Below are 16,627 nucleotides of genomic sequence, written 5' to 3' on the forward strand. Positions count from 1 at the left end.
GGCGTTTCCTGCGGGCGGTTCAAGACAGCCAGCGGCGCATGGTGCGCTCGAAAACTCCGGTAAAGAAGGTCAGCAGGTCGGTGCCCTGTTGTGGCCCGAACAGATGCGGATCTTCGGCCCCGAGCACCAGCAAACCGGGCAGGCGGCCCGTGCCGAAATCAAGTTTAAGGCAGGCTTCTGAGCGGATCCACTCGGCCTTGCCGCCATAGATGACTTCGGAGGCATCTTGGAGCCCGCGCAAAGTCACCTGCCGCGGCGCGCCGCCCCGGCCCTTGGTAATGTAGTCATCGATAAAGCCGGGCTCGGCAACGCTGAGCACTTCGCCAAGGCGCTGAACCGTCGGGTTGCTATCGTTCTGAACCGATTCCAGCACCAGTTTCACGGCGTCGACTCGCATGATGTCGGCAACTTCGCCGCCTAGATCACGCAAAAAGGTCTCGAACTCGACCGCATCAAGCATGCGCAGGATTGCACGGTGGATCTGGTTGGTGCCGGCGAGATTCTCATAGGCCGCCGCAATCACGCTGCGATGGGTGTCTTCCAACCGGTCAAGGCGGCTCTCCAACCGCTCCATCGCGATTGAGCGCAAATCGACGATATTGCCACCCATTGCTTTTTCGTTGGCAGCGATCAACGCCTGCATCACATCGCTGTCATCCAGAATGACATCGGGCCGCGAGATAATCGCCTCACGCAGGGAATCGTCGATTTTTGGGCTGCTGCTCATCATCAGTCTCTTATTGATTTGCGGTGGTATAGCATGGGGTCAGGGATAAATCTGCCCTTTTGTTGCTGGCCTTGCGGATCGGCCCCACGCCTGTGGCGGAGAGGTGCCAGCGCAATGGCGGGCAGGCGCCGCTGCCGTCACCGGAAGGTAGTATTGTCGCGCGGCCCGCTTGACAGGCCGCGCGATGCAGTGCGTCAGACGATTTTGATGTTGCCGGCTGCTGCGTCTTTCATGAACTGCTCCAAACCTTTATCGGTCAGGATATGGCTTGCCAGCTTGCGGATCACCTCGGGTGGGGCAGTCATCACATCGGCACCGATCAGTGCGCAATCCTGCACGTGATTCACCGTGCGGATCGAGGCGGCGAGAATCTGGGTCTCAAAGCCATAGTTGTCATAGATCGTGCGGATGTCCTGGATCAACTCAAGCCCGTCGAGGTTGATATCGTCCAAACGCCCGATGAACGGGGAGATGAACGTCGCACCGGCTTTGGCTGCCAGCAGCGCCTGATTGGCCGAGAAGCACAGGGTCACATTGACCATATTGCCTTCGTCGCTGAGGACTTTACATGCCTTGAGGCCGTCCCATGTCAGCGGCACTTTGACGGCGATATTGTCGGCGATCTTGGCCAGCTTGCGGCCTTCGGCGATCATGTCTTCGGCGTTCAGCGCGACCACTTCGGCGCTGACGGGGCCTGCAACCAGATCGCAGATTTCCTTGGTGACTTCGAGAATATCGCGGCCTGATTTCAGGATCAGCGAAGGGTTCGTGGTAACCCCGTCGACCATGCCAAGGTCGTTGAGTTCGGCAATTGCGGTGATGTCGGCTGTGTCTACGAAAAATTTCATCGGTCTGTCCTTGCGCAGGGGGAAGGGAGCGTCGATGTTGGCTTTACCGCATGATCCGACCTGCTTAAACCCTGAAAACCGCAAACCAGCGATCGGAGCCTTTTTGCTGACGCCCCCAGATTTCTTCGAGCACGGCGCGCTTGTCAGTGTGCTGACAACGCAGCCCTTGGGCCGCGCGCTGGATTACCGTGCCCCAGAGGGCGGCTGCCATCTGGGGGCTTTTGTCGAGGTGCCGCTGGGGCCGCGCAAGGTGTTGGGTGTGGTCTGGGGCGCGGGCAAGGGGGATTATGATCTCGCCAAGGTGCGCCATGTGATCCGCGCGCTGGATGCGCCGCCAATGCGCGATGAAATGCGCGAGTTTTTAACCCGTGCCGCAGCCTATACGCTGACGCCGATGCCCGCGATGTTGCGGCTGGCGACCCGCGCACCGGGGTTGGGCGATCCGCCGTCGATGCGCAAAATCTATCGCCGTGGCGGGGCAGAGCCTGACCGGATGACCGATGCGCGGCGGCGGGTGCTAGAGACCTTGGCGGAATATGGCGATCTGTCGTTTACCTTGAAAGAACTGGCCGAAATGGCGGGGGTCACGGCATCGGTTGTCAAAGGTCTGGTCACCCAAGGCGCTGTACGCGAGGAAGACAGCCCGCGTGACACGCCCTTTGGTCGCATGGACCCCGATCTGCCCAGCAAGGAATTGACCGCCGATCAGGCTGCGGGCGCCGAGGCGCTGGCTGCAGGGGTGCGCGGTGAGACCTATGGCACGACCCTGCTGCGCGGGGTGACAGGTTCGGGCAAGACGGAAGTTTATCTTGAAGCGGTAGCGGCGGCGTTGCGCGCCGGACGGCAGTCTTTGGTGCTGCTGCCCGAGATTGCGCTGACCGAACAGTTCTTCCACCGTGTTCAGGAACGGTTCGGGGCCAAGCCTGCCGAGTGGCATTCAGGCGCAACCATGACCGAGCGTCGCCGGATCTGGCGGATGGTTGGCGAGGGGCAGGCCGGCGTGGTGATCGGCGCGCGCTCGGCTTTGTTTCTACCGTTTCAAAACCTCGGGCTGATCGTGGTCGATGAGGAGCACGACACCTCCTACAAGCAAGAAGACGGTGTGCTTTACAACGCCCGCGATATGGCGGTGCTGCGGGCCGCGATCTGTGGAGCGCAGGTGGTGCTGGCCAGTGCGACGCCGTCGTTGGAAACTTGGGCCAATGTCGAGGCTGGCAAATACACCCGCATTGATCTCGCCTCGCGGTTTGGCCCTGCGGTGATGCCGCAGATGGGCGCGATTGATATGCGCACTGAAGGGTTGCCCGCGAACCAATGGGTATCGCCGACGCTACAGTCTGAGGTGACCAAGCGGTTGGAGCGTGGCGAGCAAGCGATGCTGTTTATCAACCGCCGTGGCTATGCGCCGGTGACGCTTTGCCGTGCTTGCGGCCATCAGATCGCCTGTGACGACTGCGATGCCCGAATGGTCGAGCACCGGTTTTTGAAGCGGCTGGTCTGCCACCAGTGCGGCGAAAGCAAACCGATGCCAGAGGTCTGTCCGTCCTGTGAGGTCGAGGGTAAACTCGCGCCCGTCGGACCGGGGGTTGAGCGTTTGGGCGAAGAGGCCAAGACGCTGTGGCCAGAGGCGCGGATCGCTGTGCTGTCGTCTGATATGTACGGCTCGGCGCGGGCGCTGAAGGCCGAGATTGCGGGGATCGCCGAGGGCGGGGCTGATATCATCATCGGCACGCAACTGGTGGCCAAGGGGCATAACTTTCCCAAACTGACATTGGTCGGTGTGATCGATGCGGATCTGGGGCTGACGGGGTCCGACCTACGCGCGGCGGAGCGGACGTTCCAGCTGATGCGGCAGGTCGCCGGGCGCGCAGGGCGTGCCGAAGCGCCGGGGGCGGCTTTGTTACAGACCTATCAGCCGGACCATCCGGTGATCCGTGCGATCTTGGCAGGGGATGAAGAGAAATTCTGGGCCGCTGAGGCAGGTGAGCGTCGACAGGCGGGCGTGCCCCCCTACGGCCGCATGGCCGGAATTATCCTGTCCGGCTCGGACGTGGCGGCGGTGTTTGATCTGGGCAACCAGTTGGCGCGGCAGGATGGGCCTTTGCGCAAGATCGGCGCTCAGGTGTACGGGCCCGCGCCCGCGCCGATTGCGCGGGTGCGAGGGCGTCACAGGGTCAGAATGTTAATCAAGGCCGAGAAAACCGCCCCCCTTCAGGAAGCGATTGCGCGTTGGATTGCACAGGTCCGGCTGAAAGGGGATGTGCGGCTGGCGGTGGATATTGATCCGCAGAGTTTTTACTGAGCCTTTATTGACGCCGCCCTTGCGGGGCGGCGCGTGCCGCCGGTGGGAGTTTAGCTGGCCAAATGAAGGTGCTGGTGTCGGCACACAGGGGCGCTGTGCGTTTTCGATCTCGCCAATTTGCGGGGGCGGGCGTATGGATCGGGGATGGCCCAATATATCACCCTTGAAGATGCCAAGCAGTTGCCTTTCTGGCGGCGGCCTGTGGCGCTGTTGTTCCTGATGGCTCTGGCGATGCCGATTGCCTTTAACACGTGGTCGGCACTGCTGAATAATTTCGTGATCGAGGTCGCGGATTTTGACGGCTCGGACATCGGGTTGTTGCACACGGTCCGCGAAATTCCGGGGTTTCTGGCGGTTGGTGTGATTGCGATCATCATCTTTGTGCGCGAGCAGGTTTTGGGGCTGGTGTCGCTGGTTTTGCTCGGCGTGGCGACGGCGGTGACGGCTTGGTTTCCGTCGATGGGCGGGATTTTAACCATCACCATGCTCAGTTCAATCGGGTTTCATTACTACGAGACGGTGAACCAGTCGTTGCAGCTTCAATGGCTCAAAATCGAAGACGCGCCGCGGATGTTGGGGTGGCTGATGGCGGCGGGATCGCTGGCGACCCTAGTGGCCTATCTGGTGATCATGGCGCTGTGGGAGACGCTGAGCCTGAGCTATAATATCGTCTATATGATCGGCGGCGGGGTGACGGTGGTAATCGCGCTGGTTGCGATTTTTGCCTATCCGCAGTTCGAGGCACCGACCCCGCAGATCAAGAAGATGGTGCTGCGGCGGCGGTACTGGCTCTATTATGCGTTGCAGTTCATGTCGGGGGCGCGGCGACAGATTTTCGTGGTTTTTGCCGGTTTCATGATGGTCGAACGCTTTGGCTATGATGTGCACGAGATAACTCTGCTGTTTATGGTCAACCTTATCGCCAATATGATTTTGGCACCGCTGCTTGGTCGTGCTGTCGGATATTTCGGCGAGCGCCGTGCGCTGGGGTTCGAATATATCGGGCTGATCATCGTGTTTTTGAGCTATGGCGGGGTTTATTACCTTGGCTGGGGCGTAGTTGTTGCGGCGGTTCTCTATGTGCTGGACCATATGTTCTTTGGCTTGGCCTTGGCGCTAAAAACCTATTTCCAAAAGATCGCTGATCCGCGTGATATCGCGCCGACAGCGGCGGTCGCCTTTACCATCAACCACATTGCGGCGGTGTTTTTACCTGTCGCGTTGGGGTTGTTGTGGTTGGTATCCCCTGCGGCAGTATTCTTTCTCGCGGCGGGGATGGCGGCGATCTCGCTGAGCCTGTCGATGTTGATCCCGCGCCATCCGGCACCGGGGAACGAGACGATATTTGCCCGGCGGGTGTCGCAGGCGGCAGAGTAAGCGCGTGCAGGGCGGGCGGTTCCTCACCGGATCGACCATGGGTCATGTGGTGCGGATGACTGCGACCGGCGCGATGGGCATTACTTTCGTGTTTCTCGTTGATGCAGCGGGCTTGCTGTGGATTTCGCAACTGGGCGAACCTGCGTTGGTGGCTGCCATCGGCTTTGCCTTTGCGGTGCAGTTCTTTTCGGTGTCGATTGCTGTCGGGTTGATGATTGCGGCGACGGCGCTGATCTCACGCTCGATCGGGCAGGGCGCGCGGGCGCTGGCGCGGCGGCAGGCGGGGGCGTCGGTGGTGATTGCCGTGCTGATCCAGCTTGTCGTTGCGACGCTGGTCATTTTGGCGCGGCACGAGCTTGTTGGCTTCGCCGGTGCCACCGGAGAGACGGCGCGGCTGTCGGCGCGGTATCTGGCGATTACCATGCCGTCGCTGGTGCTGATGGCGGTGGCGTTGACCTGTTCGGGTGCCTTGCGGGCCGAGGGGCTGGGCGCGCAGTCGATGTATGTGACGCTTTATTCCGGGCTGGTTTTGATGGTGCTCGACCCGCTGTTGATCTTGTGGCTGGGGTTGGGGCTCGATGGTGCGGCCATTGGCTTGTTTGTGTTTCGGATTTGTTTGGTGGCACTGGCGCTGCATTATGCGGTGCGGCGCAATAATCTGGTGGCGGCCCCTAATCTGGCAGATTTGCGAGCGGTGTTTGTGCCCTTCATGGCTATCGCGACGCCTGCGATTGCCAACCAGATGTCGACGCCTGCGGGTAATTATCTGATGACCATCGTGATGGCACCCTTTGGCGATGACGCGGTCGCAGCTTGGGCCGTGGTCGGGCGGCTAACCGTCGTGGTGTTTGGAGGTATCTTTGCATTGTCTGGCGCAATTGGCGGCATCTTTGGCCAGAACTTTGGCGCAGGCCAGCTTGACCGGGTCCGCAGCACCTACCGTGATGCGCTGATATTCTGCGCGATCTATACGCTGGTGGCTTGGGGGCTGGTCGCGTCTGCTCTGCCGGTCATCACCGACATCTTTGGCCTGAGCGGGCAGGGGCGTGCCGTATTGCAGGCGTTTTGCTATATCGGTGTCGGCGGCTTTGTCTTTGTCGGCGGGCTCTTTGTGTCGAACGCCGCGTTCAACAATCTAGGCAAGCCTGCACGGTCTACGCTGGTGAACTGGCTCAAAGATGGCGCGAGTTGGCCAGCGGCGCTGGCGCTGGCCACGCTGTTTGGCGCACCGGGGGTAATATATGGCCAGACACTGGCAGGCGCGGTGATGGGGGTTATTGCCGCGATCTGGGGCTGGATATACGTCAACCGCCTGCAGGCAGCCGATCTGCGCACCCTTGACCCGCCGCCGCCGCGCCCCTACCCGAACCCTGATAGATACCGGAGAAGATAATGCCCACCTATACCGCACTGACCACCCTTGAGGGCCGCGATGCGGCCTATAACCTCGGCGACGCCATGGAACGGCTTGTGCCTGAGCCAACCGGCGTGGGCGTTTTCGAAATGGAAGATGGCTCGGGCCTTTGGGAAGTCGGCGGTTATTTCGAAGATGTGCCCGATAGCACCGGACTGTCGGTATTGGCGGCCGCGATGGGGGCCAAGCCCTTTGTGGTCTCCGAAGTGCCCGAAACCGATTGGGTCGCCCATGTGCGGCGCGAGCTGGCACCGGTCGAGGCGGGGCGGTTTTTTGTCTATGGCAGCCATGACGCAGACAAGGTGCCTGCGGATTGCGAACCTTTGTTGATCGAGGCCGCGATGGCTTTCGGCACTGGCCACCACGGGACGACCTTGGGCTGCTTGCGCGCGCTGGACCGTTTGGCGACAGACGGGTTTGCGGGACGCAATGTGGTGGATATCGGTTGTGGCACCGCGGTGCTGGCGATGGCGGCGGCGCGGATCTGGCCCGAGACTGTCATGGCCAGCGACATCGACGAAGTTGCCGTAGATGTGGCGCAGGCCAACGTAACCGCAAATGATCTCGAAGGGCGGGTGCAATGTTATGAGGCGGCAGGCTTTGATCATCCCAAGCTGGCCGAGGCCGCGCCTTTTGATCTGGTCTTTGCCAATATCCTGAAAGGGCCGCTGATCGCGCTGGCCCCCGATATGGCCACTGCCCTGCAACCTCAGGGGTATGCGATTCTTTCCGGCATCCTGAACGAGCAAGCCGACGAAGTGATCGAGGTTTATGCACGATCCGGCATCAGTCTGGTGCACCGCGAGAGCATTGTTGACTGGACCACGCTGACCTTACAGAAAAAGACATAATTCCGTCCGCATTTTAGGTGCATTTGAGGCAATTGCCCAGAAAATGCCGCATTTCAAACGTATACATAACGGGTCAAACGGTGGGGGCCGATTGAACATTAGAGGCTGCCATGGTTGAGACACATGACCATTTCATCAAACGCCTGAAGTCCCTAGGGCGCAAACATGCCCAACTGACCCACGGCTATGTCACCCGCGTCGGAAAAGACGGTCTGATCGTTGTGAAACCCAAGCGGGCACGTCGCGGATTTCCGTTCCAGATGCTGTTTATGCTCGTCATCGGGTTCTTCGGTTTCAAAGCCTTCATGTTGTCGGCGATTGGTCCGGTGACCTATAACGAGCGTCTGGCAAAGCTGGAGAATGGCTCGGTTCTGGAACAGGCTGGCGCCAAGGCGCTTGGCATCGACCCGATCACCGCGTCGGTCGCGAAAATCTCCGGTCCAATGTTGCGCCGCTAAACGATGCGGCGCCACCAAGGTTTGTTAACCAGTTTTTAGTTTCTGTCAAAAGTCTGTTGCGCCGCGTTGTTTGCCTTCAGCCCCGCATGTGCCATGTGCTGCACTGCGCGTGTCTTTAACGAGTTGCTCTCTGCCTCTTCAATTGCCGGAGGGGAAACAGAAAAAGCCGCGCCCCATTATAGAGGGACGCGGCTTTTTTTGTATCTGTCAGCAGGGCGCAGTGGACGCCACCGCGCGACTGGATTTAGCGAATGAAATCGCTGTGGCTGACCATATCGATGTCGCCACGGATCAGGCCGATATCGTCCAGCTCGCGGTCTGTCAGCGATACCAGGGCATTGCGTGTTACGCGGGCGTCATTCCAGGCAACAACAGCGCCGAAAACGCCAGTCACAAAGGAAGTTACGCGGGAGACGGCCATTACGGAGCCGTATGCGGTGCGGGTCGTGTCGAAAGTAGCCATTGTAGCCGTCCTCTTTTTCTAAATCGTTAAGCCGATTTCCTCGGCGGTGTGCTGGGCAAATAGGCGGAAATGAAATCCGGCACAATCGCCAGAAACGCATGTGTGATCTGCGCTTTTTGCATAGGTGCGAAACGGCCTGATTGCCCAATGAAATATGACGCTTTTGTGTCTTTCACCCTGTCGTTTTCAGCCTTGGAAGCGACGGAATTATTCCCGCAACGCATAGCGCGTCCTGAATGCGACATTGGCCGTGTCGTGAGCGGCATCGCAGCGGAAAGGCTTGGCGGATGTTCGCCTTTCGTGCTAGTGCATCAAAAAAACAACAATTCGAGGCGGGCAGGGACATGATACGGATAATTGGCATCGATCCGGGGCTGCGAAAGATGGGTTGGGGCGTGATCGACGTTACCGGCAACAAGATTTCTCATGTCGCGAACGGCGTTTGCGAATCGCTGGGTGACGATCTGGCGCAGCGGCTTTTGTCGCTGCACAGTCAGTTGACCCGCGTGGTGGTTACCTATCGGCCACAGTCGGCGGCGGTCGAGCAGACTTTTGTTAACAAAGACGGGGCAGGCACGCTCAAGCTTGGCCAGGCGCGCGGGATTGCGATGTTGGTGCCAGCGCAAGCAGGGTTGGCGGTGGGCGAATACGCCCCGAACAAGATTAAGAAAACCGTCGTTGGCGTGGGCCATGCCGATAAAGGGCAGGTGGCGCATATGATCCGGATGCAATTGCCCGGCGTTGAGATCGCGGGGCCGGATGCGGCGGACGCTTTGGCGATTGCGATCTGTCACGCCCATCATGGCGGGGCGAGCACATTGGCACAGGCAGTCGCGAGGGCGAGCGCATGATAGGTAAAATTACCGGCAGAATTGATTATCGTGCCTCTGACCACCTTTTAATTGATGTGCGCGGCGTCGGCTATCTGGTCTATTGCTCGGACCGGACGATGGCGGCGATGCCTTCTGTTGGCGAGGCGGTAGCGCTTTATACCGATCTGACGGTGCGCGAGGATCTGATGCAGCTTTTCGGCTTTCAAACCTTGGTAGAGAAGGAGTGGCACCGCTTGCTGACTTCTGTCCAAGGGGTAGGGGCCAAGGCTTCGCTGGCTATTTTGGGCGCGCTCGGACCCGACGGGGTGAGCCGCGCGATCGCTTTGGGCGACTGGAATGCCGTCAAGGTCGCCAAGGGCGTCGGCCCCAAAATCGCACAACGCGTCGTGCTCGACCTCAAAGACAAGGCACCGGGCGTGATGGCGATGGGCGGCACCATGGCGCAGGCCGAAGGTGTCGAAGAGGCGCAGGTGATCGAGCCTTCCGCCCCGTCGCGCACCAAAACCACTCCGCAGACGCAGTCAGCGCAGGCCGAGGCCCTCTCGGCGCTTGGCAATCTGGGTTATGGTCCGGGCGATGCGGCGGGGGCGGTGGCGCAGGCCGCCGGAGAGATGCCCGATGCCGATACCTCGGCTTTGGTCCGCGCGGCGTTGAAGTTGCTGGCACCAAAAGGCTAGGGTGCGCCCACGGGTAGCCCCCTCGTGCTACCCCACCGCAGGATGACAGATGACAGAGATTGACCCCACCGTGCGGCCCGACCCCCTGCCCGGAGATCACGACCGCGCCTTGCGCCCGCAGATGCTTGATGAATTTGTTGGTCAGGCCGAGGCGCGCAGCAACCTCAAGGTCTTTATCCAATCAGCCCGCCAGCGCGGCGAGGCGATGGACCACACGCTGTTCCACGGCCCCCCCGGTTTGGGCAAGACCACTTTGGCGCAGATCATGGCGCGCGAGCTTGGGGTCGGGTTTCGCATGACCTCCGGTCCGGTGCTTGCCAAGGCGGGTGATCTGGCCGCGATCCTCACCAATCTTGAGGCCCGTGATGTGTTGTTCATTGATGAAATTCACCGTCTGAACCCGGCCGTAGAAGAAGTACTGTACCCCGCGCTGGAGGATTTCGAGCTGGATCTGGTGATCGGCGAAGGCCCCGCCGCGCGGACCCTGCGGATCGAGCTTCAGCCCTTTACGCTCGTCGGAGCGACCACGCGGATGGGGCTGCTCACCACACCACTGCGAGACCGTTTTGGCATCCCCACACGGTTGCAGTTTTATACCGAAGACGAGCTATTCATTATTGTGGAACGCAATGCCCGCAAGCTGGGTGCACCCGCAGACGAGGGCGGCGCGCGCGAGATTGCCCGGCGTGCCCGTGGCACCCCGCGTATTGCGGGCCGGTTGCTGCGCCGCGTGGTGGATTTTGCTGTGGTCGAGGGCGACGGCAAGGTCACCAAAGCCTTGGCGGATATGGCGCTGACGCGGTTGGGCGTGGATTATCTGGGGCTTGATGGCGCGGATCGGCGCTATCTTAAGCTGATTGCGGAGTCCTATCAGGGCGGGCCGGTCGGGATTGAAACCCTCTCTGCCGCACTGTCGGAATCGCGCGATGCACTGGAAGAAGTGATTGAGCCCTTCTTGCTGCAGCAAGGTTTGATCCAACGGACCCCGCGCGGGCGGATGCTGGCGCCAAAAGCATGGACGCATTTGGGCATGGCACCCCCACGTACGGCGAACGACCTGTTCTCCGAGGGTTGATATACCCGTGCCCGCCTGTCAGACCAAAGCCGCTAACTGATCGTCGAGAATAGGCTCCTATGACCCAAGATAACGCCACCGAAAGCCTGATGACCCCGCGTGAGGTCGAGACGCTTTTCACCCGTGCCGATGGCAGCTTTGCCTTTGCGCGGTGGGGGCGACCTATCGCGCCTGTGGTGTTCGGGGTGGAGGACACCACGCTGTCAGTGGTCAAAGGTGCATTGGAGGCGGTGGTGACCTTGGCGGGCCACGACATTGCCGAGACAGATCCCGAACTCGGCAGCAACCTGATGGTGTTCTTCCTGCGCGATTGGGCGGAGCTTACCGATGTGTCCGGCATGGCGGGACTGGTGCCGGAGCTTGAACCCTTGCTGGTGCGGTTGCAGGCGGCGGATGCCAACCAGTACCGGTTTTTCCGGTTTGACGCGGCGGGCGCGATCAAGGCCTGCTTTGTGTTCCTGCGGATGGATGCGCATCTGGCAGAAATACCTGCCGACACGCTGGCGCTTGGCCAAATGGTACAGGCGATGCTTTTATGGTCCGACACCGCGTTCCGCGACCAGTCGCCGCTGGCGGTAGTCGGTAAGACGACAATCCTGCGCCCCGAGATCTCGGGGCTGGTCCGTGCGGCATATGATCCGGTGCTGCCTCTGTCGGCACAAGACCCCTCCCACGCGCTGCGCTTGGCCGCGCGGCTGGCGGTGCAGCGATGAGCCATTCTTTTCCTGTCCGAATCTTCTACGAAGACACCGACATGGCGGGCATCGTCTATTACGCCAACTACCTGCGCTATATCGAACGGGCGCGATCCGACATCGTCGAGCAGATGGGGTTGGATCAGCGGGCGATGCGCGACGAAGGTATCGTTTTTGCGGTGACGCGGGTCGAAGCGGATTACATCGGGTCGGCGCGCTTTGGCGACCGTTTGGACGTGCGCACCACCCATGCCGCCAAAGGGCCGGTCCGATGGGTGTTCGACCAAGAGGTTTTTCGCGACGACATGCTGATCTTTCGGGCCATTGTCACGGCCGTCTGCATGACCACCGAGGGAAAACCGACCCGTTTGCCAGCGAAACTTCGCTTAACGCAAGCGTGACCGGCGTTTAGGCAGCATAATCCTAGCTTTCGTCGTTGCAGTCCGCTAGTTTCGTGCCAAATGGAGCCTTGGAAAACAGGGCCTATAAGGCAGTGCGCCGCAAAGCGGCAGGATTAAAGAGCAGGACTGATGGAAACAGAGACGCTGGCATTGGCGCAGGAGATTGATTTCTCCTTGTGGGGGTTGTTCGCACGGGCGACCATCACCGTGAAACTTGTGATGATATCGCTGATTATCGCTTCGTTCTGGTCGTGGGCGATCATTGTGCAGAAGCTGATCCAGTATCGCGCTGCGCGGTCCGAGGCGACTCGCTTTGACCGCGCGTTCTGGTCGGGTGAGCCTTTGGACGGGCTCTATGATGGCATCGGCGCGGATCCTAGTGGGTCGTCCGAGAGCATTTTCGCCTCTGGCATGACGGAATGGCGGCGGTCGCATCGCGATGACGGAGGGTTGATCCCCGGTGCCACCTCACGGATTGACCGTTCAATGGATGTGGCGATCACCAAAGAGGCCGAGCGTCTGCAAAAGGGTCTGCCGGTTCTGGCAACTGTCGGATCTGTCGCGCCCTTTGTCGGCCTGTTCGGGACCGTCTTTGGTATCATGAACGCCTTTATCGAAATCGCCGCCCAACAAAACACCAATCTCGCTGTCGTTGCGCCTGGTATCGCCGAGGCGCTTTTGGCGACGGGCATGGGCCTGATGGCCGCGATCCCTGCCGTGGTGTTCTACAACAAGCTCAGCGCTGACAGCGACCGCATTATCGGCGGCTACGAAGCATTCTCGGACGAGTTCGCCACCATCCTCAGCCGCCAGTTGGACGCTTGAGCGATGGGCGCGGGTGTCATGCAAAAAGAAGGCGGACGGGGCAGGCGGCGCAGCCGCAATCGTCCCATGTCGGAAATTAACGTCACGCCCTTTGTCGACGTGATGCTGGTGTTGCTGATCATCTTTATGGTGGCGGCACCTCTGCTGACAGTCGGTGTGCCGGTCGAGTTGCCTAAAACTGCAGCCGGAGCCTTGCCCGCCGCACAGGAAGAGCCGCTGACCGTCACAGTAACCGCCGAGGGTGCAATCCAGATCCAGACCACCGACGTGCCGCGCGACGAGCTTGTGACCCGCCTGCGCGGGATCGCCTCCGAGCGCGCCAGCGACCGGGTCTATCTGCGGGCCGATGGCCGCGTGCCTTATAGCAACGTCATGGAAATCATGGGCGCGCTGAATGCAGGCGGGTTTTCCAATATCGGTCTGGTCACGGACATCGGCGGGCCCGCACTTGACGGCACCGCGCCTTCGGGCGGCTAAACGTGCACGCAGGTCATTATATTTCTGGCGCAGGCCACACAGCGCTGATCTTTTGGCTGCTGTTTGGTGGCGTCTTCCGGTCTGAGCCGCCCCCCTTCGAGATGTCCGAAGTCTCGGTGATTACGGGCGCGGAGTTCGACGCGCTGCTGGCCGCGCAACAGCCCCCCGATACGGTGGTTGACGTAGCCCAGCCAAGCGCCCCCGAAGCCACACCCGAGGCCCCCGAAGTTGTGGCCGCTCCTGATGCGGTGATCGAACAGCCCGCGCCGGTCCAAACCGAAACGCCGCCCCCCGATGTGGCCCCCGAGATCACCGAAACCACCCCGCCGCCCGAGGCCGAAGTCACCGACACGCCGCCGGTAATGGACGAGCCTGTGGGCGATGTGGTTGTTGTGGCGCCGAATATCGCCCCCGTTGCAGTGCCGCGTCCTGTGGAGCGTGTGGCCCCCGAACCCGTGGCACAGCCCCAGCCTGACGTTGCACCGGCAGAGACACCGCAAGAGGCCGTGGCCCCCGATGCCGAGGGCGAAACTGTCGAAGAACCTAAAGAGGCGCAGGCCCCTGAAGAGGCGACAACCGAGATTGTAACCGAAGCTGCAAAGGCTCCGGCTGCCTCGCCGCGCCCGCCCGGCAAACGCCCAAGCGCGCCAGCGCCGCAAGTGGCCGAGGCAGTAAAGCCGGTCGAGACACCAAAGCCCGCAGAGAAACCAGCAGATAAGCCTGTTGAGAAACCAGTCGAGAAACACGCAGAAAAGCCAGCTGAGAAGCCCGCCGAGAAACCGGTCGAGAAGCCCAAGCCCGCCGAGAAACCGGCAGACAAGCCTGTGGATGTAGATGCCGCTGCCATCGCGGCTGCGGTCGCCGCGTCGCAAACGGCCAGCGATACGCCTGCCAAGGCCGCGCCCAGTGGTCCGCCCCTGTCGGCAGGCGAAAAGGAATCGCTACGGGTTGCGGTATCGGCTTGCTGGAACGTAGGATCGCTCTCATCCGAGGCGCTGCGCACGACCGTTGTGGTCAGTGTTGCGATGAACCAAGACGGCACGCCCAATACCGGCACTATCCGGTTGGAAAGCAGTTCCGGCGGCACAGACGCTGCCGCCAAACAGGCCTTTGAGGCCGCCCGCCGCGCCATTATCCGGTGCGGTACAAAAGGCTATACACTTCCCGTCGAGAAATTCGGCCAATGGCAGAATATCGAGATGACCTTTAATCCCGAAAGGATGCGGATCAAATGACACTGAGGTTCCTGAGCATTATTCTGGCGCTGGTCTGTGCCTTTGTCGGTCCCGTACAGGCCCAAGACGGGCCGCTGCGGATCGAAATCACCGAAGGCGTGATCGAGCCTTTGCCCTTTGCGGTGCCGAGCTTTCAACCCGAAAGCGGTGAATCGGGCCAGATGGCGAACGACCTTGCCCGCGTGGTGGCCGAAGATCTGATCGGCACCGGTTTGTTTCGCGAAGTGCCCGCTTCGGCCTTCATCTCGACGGTCAGCGATTTTAACGCGCCCGTGCAATATGCCGACTGGAAGGCGATCAACGCGCAGGCGCTGGTAACAGGCGCGGTCAATGTTTCGGGCAATACGCTCAACGTGAAATTCCGGCTCTATGACGTGTTTTCCGGCGCTGAGTTGGGCAGTGGACTGCAGTTCTCCGGCACCACGGACGGCTGGCGGCGCATGGCCCACAAAGTGGCCGACGCGGTTTATAGCCGGATCACCGGCGAAGGCGGGTATTTCGACAGCCGCGTGGTTTATGTCTCGGAAACCGGACCCAAGGATGATCGCAAAAAGCGGCTCGGGATCATGGACTATGACGGGGCCAACAACAAATTTCTCACCGAATCCGGCTCGATCGTTCTGGCGCCACGGTTCTCGCCCTCCGGCGATCGGGTGCTCTACACCAGTTATGAAAGCGGATTTCCGCGCATTTATGTGATGGACATCGGCAGTGTCTCGCGCCGTGCGCTGGAAGGGGCCGAAGGCTCGATGAGCTTCGCGCCACGTTTCTCGCCCTCGGGCCAGACGGTGGTTTATTCGCTGACAAATGGCGGCAATACCGACATTTATACCATGGACGTGAACTCCGGCCAGTCGGTGCGGCTGACCAACACACCGTCGATTGAGACCGCGCCCAGCTATTCGCCCGATGGCAGCCGCATCGTGTTCGAGAGCGACCGCTCGGGCAACCAGCAACTCTACGTTATGTCCGCCACTGGCGGCGAGCCGACGCGGATTTCCTTTGGCGAAGGGCGCTATGGCACGCCGGTCTGGTCACCGCGCGGCGATTTGGTGGCCTTTACCAAACAGAACAAAGGCCGCTTCCACATCGGGGTGATGCGTCTGGACGGCTCCGAAGAGCGTCTGCTGACCGCGTCGTTTCTGGACGAAGGTCCGACATGGGCGCCCAATGGCCGCGTAATCATGTTTGCCCGCGAAACGCAAGGGGCGGGGGGCGCATCCTCGCTCTACTCCGTAGATATCTCGGGGCGCAACCTGCGGCCGGTTCGCACCCCCGAAGGCGCCTCGGACCCGTCATGGTCGCCCTTACAGCAATAACAACGCGTGCTGCGGCAACAGGGTAATTCCCTCAGCCGCAGCACTGTGTTAACAGATTTCAAAGAACAAGAACGCCACGAACGAGAGGCAGCACAAATGAAACGAATTCTTACCGGCACCCTTCTGATCGCCGCATTGGCCGTATCGGCCTGTACCAACCCCAATCGCTTTGGCGCAGACGGCTCTGCCAACGGTCTTGGTGCCAATGGCGCCAACGGCTCGGCTGGCATCAACAGCGGCGTAATCCCCGGCAGCGCCAACGATCCCGCATCCTCCGCCTATTTTCAGCAGGCCATCGGCGACCGTGTGTTGTTTCTGGTCGACCAGTCCAACCTGACCGACATCGGTCGTTCAACGCTCGACGGGCAGGCTCGGTGGTTGCTGACCAATTCCGACTACCAAGCCGTGATCGAAGGCCACGCAGACGAACAGGGCACCCGCGAATACAACATCGCCTTGGGCGCGCGCCGTGCAACAGCCGTGCAAGAATACCTCATCTCCCAAGGCGTGCCATCGTCGCGTCTGCGGATCATCAGCTATGGCAAAGAACGCCCGATCGAAGTGTGTTCGCAAGAAGCCTGCTATGCCAAGAACCGCCGTGCCGTCACCGTTCTGGCGGGCGGCCTGACAAGCTAGGACAGTCTGACCTA

At 60.8% G+C, this 16,627-nt stretch carries 18 protein-coding genes; 15 read left to right on the forward strand and 3 right to left on the reverse strand.

The features are described from left to right. Positions 1 to 19 precede the first annotated feature (19 nt). Positions 20 to 727, reverse strand: coding sequence for a DUF484 family protein (locus BM174_RS12320; RefSeq protein WP_093924162.1), 708 nt, complete (start codon positions 725 to 727; stop codon positions 20 to 22). 194 nt (positions 728 to 921) lie between these two features. After that, positions 922 to 1,575 carry a fructose-6-phosphate aldolase gene (gene fsa, locus BM174_RS12325; RefSeq protein ID WP_093924163.1) on the reverse strand — a complete coding sequence of 218 codons (654 nt, stop codon included), beginning with the start codon at positions 1,573 to 1,575 and terminating at the stop codon, positions 922 to 924. A gap of 34 nt (positions 1,576 to 1,609) precedes the next feature. On the opposite strand from fsa, the gene BM174_RS12330 reads away from it, so the two are divergent. The 5 genes from BM174_RS12330 to BM174_RS12350 all read left to right on the forward strand — a co-directional run bounded on the left by BM174_RS12330 (position 1,610) and on the right by BM174_RS12350 (position 7,977). Further along, on the forward strand, positions 1,610 to 3,877 hold the full coding sequence (locus BM174_RS12330; protein WP_093924164.1) for a primosomal protein N': 2,268 nt from the start codon (positions 1,610 to 1,612) through the stop codon (positions 3,875 to 3,877). 144 nt (positions 3,878 to 4,021) lie between these two features. After that, positions 4,022 to 5,254: an MFS transporter gene (locus BM174_RS12335; RefSeq protein ID WP_093924165.1), complete on the forward strand. Its 1,233-nt coding sequence runs from the start codon at positions 4,022 to 4,024 to the stop codon at positions 5,252 to 5,254. Positions 5,255 to 5,258: 4 nt separating this feature from the next. Continuing rightward, positions 5,259 to 6,647, forward strand: a complete 1,389-nt coding sequence (locus BM174_RS12340; protein WP_245766356.1) for an MATE family efflux transporter — start codon at positions 5,259 to 5,261, stop codon at positions 6,645 to 6,647. Then, positions 6,647 to 7,519 carry a 50S ribosomal protein L11 methyltransferase gene (locus tag BM174_RS12345; protein ID WP_093924167.1) on the forward strand — a complete coding sequence of 291 codons (873 nt, stop codon included), beginning with the start codon at positions 6,647 to 6,649 and terminating at the stop codon, positions 7,517 to 7,519. Before BM174_RS12340 ends, BM174_RS12345 begins: the two co-directional genes overlap by 1 nt. 110 nt (positions 7,520 to 7,629) lie before the next feature. After that, on the forward strand, positions 7,630 to 7,977 hold the full coding sequence (locus tag BM174_RS12350; protein ID WP_093924168.1) for a hypothetical protein: 348 nt from the start codon (positions 7,630 to 7,632) through the stop codon (positions 7,975 to 7,977). A gap of 244 nt (positions 7,978 to 8,221) precedes the next feature. Here BM174_RS12350 and BM174_RS12355 read toward each other — a convergent pair whose 3' ends face one another. Continuing rightward, positions 8,222 to 8,440 (reverse strand): DUF1127 domain-containing protein, encoded by a 219-nt coding sequence (locus BM174_RS12355; RefSeq protein ID WP_093924169.1) that lies wholly within the window; start codon positions 8,438 to 8,440, stop codon positions 8,222 to 8,224. Positions 8,441 to 8,784: 344 nt separating this feature from the next. Between BM174_RS12355 and ruvC the strand changes: the two genes are divergently transcribed. From ruvC to pal, 10 genes are all read left to right on the forward strand, one after another. Beyond that, the gene (gene ruvC / locus BM174_RS12365) at positions 8,785 to 9,291 is read left to right on the forward strand and encodes a crossover junction endodeoxyribonuclease RuvC (RefSeq protein WP_093924258.1); all 507 of its coding nucleotides are present in this window, start codon (positions 8,785 to 8,787) and stop codon (positions 9,289 to 9,291) included. Then, on the forward strand, positions 9,288 to 9,950 hold the full coding sequence (gene ruvA, locus BM174_RS12370) for a Holliday junction branch migration protein RuvA (protein ID WP_093924171.1): 663 nt from the start codon (positions 9,288 to 9,290) through the stop codon (positions 9,948 to 9,950). Before ruvC ends, ruvA begins: the two co-directional genes overlap by 4 nt. 49 nt (positions 9,951 to 9,999) lie before the next feature. Further along, positions 10,000 to 11,025: a Holliday junction branch migration DNA helicase RuvB gene (gene ruvB / locus BM174_RS12375; protein WP_093924172.1), complete on the forward strand. Its 1,026-nt coding sequence runs from the start codon at positions 10,000 to 10,002 to the stop codon at positions 11,023 to 11,025. A 59-nt stretch (positions 11,026 to 11,084) separates the two neighbouring features. Beyond that, complete coding sequence (locus BM174_RS12380) at positions 11,085 to 11,738, forward strand: hypothetical protein (RefSeq protein WP_177209473.1); 654 nt, start codon at positions 11,085 to 11,087, stop codon at positions 11,736 to 11,738. Further along, the gene (locus tag BM174_RS12385) at positions 11,735 to 12,121 is read left to right on the forward strand and encodes a YbgC/FadM family acyl-CoA thioesterase (RefSeq protein ID WP_093924173.1); all 387 of its coding nucleotides are present in this window, start codon (positions 11,735 to 11,737) and stop codon (positions 12,119 to 12,121) included. Before BM174_RS12380 ends, BM174_RS12385 begins: the two co-directional genes overlap by 4 nt. 129 nt (positions 12,122 to 12,250) lie before the next feature. After that, entirely contained in the window at positions 12,251 to 12,946 is a 696-nt protein-coding gene (gene tolQ, locus BM174_RS12390) for a protein TolQ (protein WP_093924174.1), read from the forward strand. Between the two features lie 3 nt (positions 12,947 to 12,949). Continuing rightward, positions 12,950 to 13,423 carry a protein TolR gene (gene tolR, locus BM174_RS12395; protein ID WP_093924175.1) on the forward strand — a complete coding sequence of 158 codons (474 nt, stop codon included), beginning with the start codon at positions 12,950 to 12,952 and terminating at the stop codon, positions 13,421 to 13,423. Positions 13,424 to 13,425: 2 nt separating this feature from the next. Further along, positions 13,426 to 14,658 (forward strand): energy transducer TonB, encoded by a 1,233-nt coding sequence (locus tag BM174_RS12400; protein WP_093924176.1) that lies wholly within the window; start codon positions 13,426 to 13,428, stop codon positions 14,656 to 14,658. After that, positions 14,655 to 15,977: a Tol-Pal system beta propeller repeat protein TolB gene (tolB, locus tag BM174_RS12405; protein WP_093924177.1), complete on the forward strand. Its 1,323-nt coding sequence runs from the start codon at positions 14,655 to 14,657 to the stop codon at positions 15,975 to 15,977. Before BM174_RS12400 ends, tolB begins: the two co-directional genes overlap by 4 nt. 96 nt (positions 15,978 to 16,073) lie before the next feature. Further along, the gene (pal, locus tag BM174_RS12410; RefSeq protein WP_093924178.1) at positions 16,074 to 16,613 is read left to right on the forward strand and encodes a peptidoglycan-associated lipoprotein Pal; all 540 of its coding nucleotides are present in this window, start codon (positions 16,074 to 16,076) and stop codon (positions 16,611 to 16,613) included. Positions 16,614 to 16,627: the final 14 nt, after the last annotated feature.

Source organism: Sulfitobacter brevis (genome assembly GCF_900112755.1).
Lineage (GTDB): Bacteria > Pseudomonadota > Alphaproteobacteria > Rhodobacterales > Rhodobacteraceae > Sulfitobacter > Sulfitobacter brevis.

Bases quoted from the DNA above. Each gene is read 5' to 3' on its own strand.
- BM174_RS12330 (WP_093924164.1), top strand. From the start codon at position 1,610: ATGTTGGCTTTACCGCATGATCCGACCTGCTTAAACCCTGAAAACCGC.
- tolB (WP_093924177.1), top strand. From the start codon at position 14,655: ATGACACTGAGGTTCCTGAGCATTATTCTGGCGCTGGTCTGTGCCTTT.
- fsa (WP_093924163.1), bottom strand. From the start codon at position 1,575: ATGAAATTTTTCGTAGACACAGCCGACATCACCGCAATTGCCGAACTC.
- ruvC (WP_093924258.1), top strand. From the start codon at position 8,785: ATGATACGGATAATTGGCATCGATCCGGGGCTGCGAAAGATGGGTTGG.
- BM174_RS12320 (WP_093924162.1), bottom strand. From the start codon at position 727: ATGAGCAGCAGCCCAAAAATCGACGATTCCCTGCGTGAGGCGATTATC.
- ruvB (WP_093924172.1), top strand. From the start codon at position 10,000: ATGACAGAGATTGACCCCACCGTGCGGCCCGACCCCCTGCCCGGAGAT.
- ruvA (WP_093924171.1), top strand. From the start codon at position 9,288: ATGATAGGTAAAATTACCGGCAGAATTGATTATCGTGCCTCTGACCAC.
- BM174_RS12385 (WP_093924173.1), top strand. From the start codon at position 11,735: ATGAGCCATTCTTTTCCTGTCCGAATCTTCTACGAAGACACCGACATG.
- BM174_RS12345 (WP_093924167.1), top strand. From the start codon at position 6,647: ATGCCCACCTATACCGCACTGACCACCCTTGAGGGCCGCGATGCGGCC.
- tolQ (WP_093924174.1), top strand. From the start codon at position 12,251: ATGGAAACAGAGACGCTGGCATTGGCGCAGGAGATTGATTTCTCCTTG.
- tolR (WP_093924175.1), top strand. From the start codon at position 12,950: ATGGGCGCGGGTGTCATGCAAAAAGAAGGCGGACGGGGCAGGCGGCGC.
- BM174_RS12335 (WP_093924165.1), top strand. From the start codon at position 4,022: ATGGCCCAATATATCACCCTTGAAGATGCCAAGCAGTTGCCTTTCTGG.
- BM174_RS12355 (WP_093924169.1), bottom strand. From the start codon at position 8,440: ATGGCTACTTTCGACACGACCCGCACCGCATACGGCTCCGTAATGGCC.
- BM174_RS12380 (WP_177209473.1), top strand. From the start codon at position 11,085: ATGACCCAAGATAACGCCACCGAAAGCCTGATGACCCCGCGTGAGGTC.
- BM174_RS12350 (WP_093924168.1), top strand. From the start codon at position 7,630: ATGGTTGAGACACATGACCATTTCATCAAACGCCTGAAGTCCCTAGGG.
- pal (WP_093924178.1), top strand. From the start codon at position 16,074: ATGAAACGAATTCTTACCGGCACCCTTCTGATCGCCGCATTGGCCGTA.